Here is a 4544-nt window from a genome sequence, read left to right on the forward strand (position 1 = left end):
TTTTTAGGGAGTAGGGAGTAGGGCAAAATAATTGATTATTTTTGTCAGATAATTGATTTTATTGTTTATTATTCGAGAGGTATAGTAGAAAGACTTTTTCAGCAAACCCTACTTAATAAACTTCATCGTGACTACCAATGTCTACAAACACAGCTTTTTCGTCTTCTGTAAACTAGAATAAAATCCTCTCATCATAATCTACCCTAAAACTCAAAAACTCCTTTAGTTTTCCAGAAAGTTTGTGTGCTTTTAAGCTTGGATAGAATGGTACAATGGTGAACTTTTCTAATTTTTCCCAAAATCTTGTCTCTAAATCTATGTTGCCTTGAATACGCTTTTTGAAGGCACGTTTAAACGAGGAACTAAAACTAATTTTCTCAGATCGTTAATATTGGAGGAAAACTTCAGCTCCACTTTTTGTTATTCAATTTGAGCTAACTTGAAATGCTCATAAATCTCTTCACGTCTTTCTTCGCGGATATATTGTCTTAACAATAATTGAATTTCTTGCTTTTCATCCTTGGAAAGACTTTTGATTAGCTCAACTACATCATTAAATGTCATAATTTTTTAGACCTCATTATACTCAATCAATTTTATCAATTATTATCATCTCTCTATTCCCTATTCCCTATTCCCTATTCCCTAATTTATACAATAGACTTTAGCTCTGTACTAACTTCATTAAGTTTTTGAATCCCTTGTTGAATTTGCCCTAAACCACTCGCTGTTTCTTGCGCTCCTGTATTCAATTCATTCATCGCATCTACCACTTGCTTAATAGCGATCGCTTGTTGTTTAATATTAAGAGAAATTTGCTGATTATTTAACACCACATTATTAATTGCATCTTTCACACCATTAAAAGTTTCGGCTGTTTGTTGAGCAATGTTTACTCCTAATTCTACATTTTTTGTACCTGCTTCTGTTGCCATAACTGTAGAATTAATTGATGTTTGAATATCAGAAACTAATGTATATATTTTCTCTGCTGACTTTCTACTTTCATCTGCTAATTTACGAATTTCACTAGCAACAACACCAAAACCTTTACCATGTTCTCCAGCACGAACAGCTTCTACTGCTGCATTTAAAGCTAACATATTAGTTTGATTAGCCAAGTCACCAACAAGTTGAGAAATATTACCAATTTGATTTGTTTGTTCACTTAAACGAGTAATTTGTTGAGCGATCGCCTCTACTTTTTCACTTAAAGAACCCATCCCTTCTAAACTTGTATCTACCGCCTCTGTTCCCTCTTCAGCTAAAGCCAAAGCTTGTGTTGCTGCTCCGGCTGCAGCTTCCGCTTGTTCTGCTGTTGCTTGAGAAGAAGCACCTAATTCTTCCATAGTTGTAGTAGTTTCATTTACAGAAGTAGCTTGTTGAGCAGCAGTACCTTCTTGCTCAGTTATTGTAGCAGAAATTGCTGTAGAAAAATTGACTATATTTTCAGTTGTATTATTAATTATTTCACTAATCTTACTGGTAATTGCCACTCCCATAATTGCCGCAACAACTATCAACAATATTGAGCCTATACCTAGCAACCATAACAAGACAATTAAACTATTTTTAGTTTCTTCTGTTTCGGCTTTAAGTAATCCTCTCTTTGTCGTCACAAATTCATTATTTAATCTTTCAAATTCATCAAGTAATTGTTTACCTTGGAAAGTATTAAATAAAGCTACCGCCTCAGTTTGCTTACCCTCTTTTACCAATTTTATAACTTGATTAGCAAAAGATTGAAAATCATTTTTTACCTGCTCCATTTTCTCTAAACGTTCTTTGTTTTCAGGAACATCAATTGATGCCCTTACAGACTCAATAGTTGTATCTAACAACTTTAAAGCTTCATTATATTCTTCGATAAATACTCCTTCTTGAACAGCTAGATAACCACGAAAACTACTAACCATTTTTTCTTCATTTAATGTCACCTTGTTTATATCTAGAACTAGACCTTGTACTCTTTCAACTTCTTTTAAAGTCTCAAATACTTTATTAGCAGTGCCATAAACTACTCCTACTAGCCCCAGAAATAAAACCACAGGCACTGTATATCCTAACAATAAAATGTTTTTAAATTTTAGTTTTTCCCACATAAATTTTTTTTCCAATTAGTTTTTTCGGAATCCTTTTTTTTTGGTAGCTTCAGCTAGAAAAGTTTCACTTTTTTTTCGACCTAAAAAGGCTGAAGCTTTAGAATGTTAATGCTTTTAGATTTAATCNAAATAAAACCACAGGCACTGTATATCCTAACAATAAAATGTTTTTAAATTTTAGTTTTTCCCACATAAATTTTTTTTCCAATTAGTTAATTATTTATTTCTGATTTGTAAGCATTCAGCAGTCAGCTATCAGCTATTACAAGGAGGAAGAAATACTGAGCTTGAGTATCATCTTTTACTTGCTCGATACCTGAATTTAATCCAAGCTTCGACTGGACGAATCTCTGGTTGAAAATTTAGTAGAGGTTAAACGAATGCTAGTTATCAAAAGCACGTTTTTGAAATTATACCAATTTCTAAAAATAACGCTATACTTGGGGAAAACTGCAGTTATTAAATAATTAATACAGCTCGAATAACTTTTTTACTAATTTGAGCCACGAAGACTGTTAATTATTCTTATTTTTACTGCCCCCCCGCTCCCTCACTCCCCTACTCAATCAAATATAGAAAAGTTTTTGAGAAATGGTATTACCCTCTAATCCTTCTGCCTTCTGCCTTACCTTCATAAATATTGGTGCTGTCTAAACCGCATCTAGTATAATACCAATTCCCAAAACTAATGCTATAGTTAATTAAAACTTCAGTTATTAGGTAATTACTTTAGTAGAATAACTTTTTTAGTTATTTTTATTTTAGGTAAGTTAATGTTAATTATTCTTGATTTTTACTTCTCCCGTACGGACGTTGCATGCAACCTCCCTACACTCCCCTACTCCCATAATTAATCAAATCTAGAAAAGTGTTTGAGAAATGGTATAATTTAATATGTCGAGGCAGAACTTTATTTAACAACTAGACTATAGAGTTTAATTCCATTCTCACTTCATTAAGCTTTTGAATAGCTTCTTGAGTTGGTCCTAAACCATCAGCTATTTCTCTTGCTCCTCTATTCAGATCGTTCATTGCATCTCCTAATTGCTGAATAGCCAAAGATTGCTGTTGAGCATTCAAAGAAATTCGCTGATTATTTAACACTACATTATTAATTGCATCTTTAATACCATTAAAAGCTGCGGTTGTTTCTTCAGCACTTTTTACTCCTAATTCTACGTTTTCTGTACCTGCTTCTGTTGCTAGAACTGTAGAATTAATTGATGTTTGAATATCAGCAACTAATGTATATATTTTTTCCGCAGACTTTCTACTTTCATCTGCTAATTTACGAATTTCACTCGCAACAACACCAAAACCTTTACCATTTTCTCCAGCACGAACAGCTTCTACTGCTGCATTTAAAGCCAACATATTAGTTTGATTAGCCAAGTCACCAACAGCCTGAGAAATATTACCAATTTGATTAATTTGTTCATTTAAACGAGTAATTTGTTGAGAGATAACCCCTACTTTTTCGCTCAAATAATTCATCCCTTCTAAACTTTTATCGACCGATTTTGTTCCCTCTTCAGATAAGTTTAAAGCTTTTCTTGCTGCTACTGCTCCTGCTTCAGCTTGTTCTGCTGTTCCTTGAGAAGAAGCAGCTAATTGCTCCATAGTTGTAGTAGTTTCATTTACAGCACTAGCTTGTTGAGCTGTAGTACGTTCTTGTTGATTTATTGTAGCATAAATTTCTGTAGAAACATTAGCTATACTGTCAGTTATTACTTGCAGTTTTTTAGTCGTATTACCGATAATTGTTATTGTCGTAATTATCGAAATAACAATCAAGAATATTCCTTCTATACTGGCGCACCATCGCAACAAAATTAGATTCTTTTTTGTTTCCTTTTTTTCCTCTGCCAGTAGTGTCTTATCTACCACATAAAAATCCTGGCTTAGTCTTTCAATTTTATCTATAAATTCTTGATTTGCTTTGGTTTTAAATAAATCTATAGCTTCCGTTTGCTTACCTTCTTTTAGAGCCAACTCAATAACTTTATCAGCGAAGGATTGAAAATTATTTTTCACCGCCATTATTTTGTCTAAACGTTCTTTTTGTTCGGGAACAATAATCAATCTATCTAAAGACTTCAGGTCTGCTTCAAATTTATTTGAAGCTGCATTATACTCCTGAATAAACATTTCATTTTGAACAGCTAGATAGCCACTAAAACTTCTAACCATCTTTTCCCCATCTAAAGTTACCTTATTTACGTCTAGAATCACGGTTTGTACTCTATCAACTTCTTTTAAGGTATCAAGTACTTGATTAGAAGTCCCATAAACTACTGCGGTTAGTATTAGGAATAAAACCACCGAAACTGCATATCCTAACCACAAACGGCTTCTCAATTTGAGATTTTCAAACATAAGTTTTTTTGGGTGAAACAATATAGCAATAATAGTACCAGAAAAAATAGATTAGGATTTTAACTC

Annotated in this window: 3 protein-coding genes; all 3 read right to left on the minus strand. The window is 33.0% G+C overall.

All coding sequences use genetic code 11. The annotated features are described in order from the left end of the window. Nucleotides 1-420: 420 nt before the first annotated feature. Nucleotides 421-564, minus strand: a complete 144-nt coding sequence (locus AFK68_RS36495) for a hypothetical protein (RefSeq protein WP_168186380.1) — start codon at nt 562-564, stop codon at nt 421-423. Nucleotides 565-650: 86 nt separating this feature from the next. Continuing rightward, the gene (locus AFK68_RS09215) at nt 651-2102 is read right to left on the minus strand and encodes a methyl-accepting chemotaxis protein (RefSeq protein WP_094672463.1); all 1452 of its coding nucleotides are present in this window, start codon (nt 2100-2102) and stop codon (nt 651-653) included. 921 nt (nt 2103-3023) lie between these two features. Beyond that, nucleotides 3024-4478 carry a methyl-accepting chemotaxis protein gene (locus tag AFK68_RS09220; RefSeq protein WP_094672464.1) on the minus strand — a complete coding sequence of 485 codons (1455 nt, stop codon included), beginning with the start codon at nt 4476-4478 and terminating at the stop codon, nt 3024-3026. Nucleotides 4479-4544 lie beyond the last annotated feature (66 nt).

It is taken from the genome of Hydrocoleum sp. CS-953, from assembly GCF_002260545.1.
Taxonomy (GTDB): Bacteria; Cyanobacteriota; Cyanobacteriia; order Cyanobacteriales; family Microcoleaceae; genus Trichodesmium.

Coding starts and splice junctions, on each gene's coding strand:
- AFK68_RS36495 (WP_168186380.1), bottom strand. CDS start 564: ATGACATTTAATGATGTAGTTGAGCTAATCAAAAGTCTTTCCAAGGAT.
- AFK68_RS09215 (WP_094672463.1), bottom strand. CDS start 2,102: ATGTGGGAAAAACTAAAATTTAAAAACATTTTATTGTTAGGATATACA.
- AFK68_RS09220 (WP_094672464.1), bottom strand. CDS start 4,478: ATGTTTGAAAATCTCAAATTGAGAAGCCGTTTGTGGTTAGGATATGCA.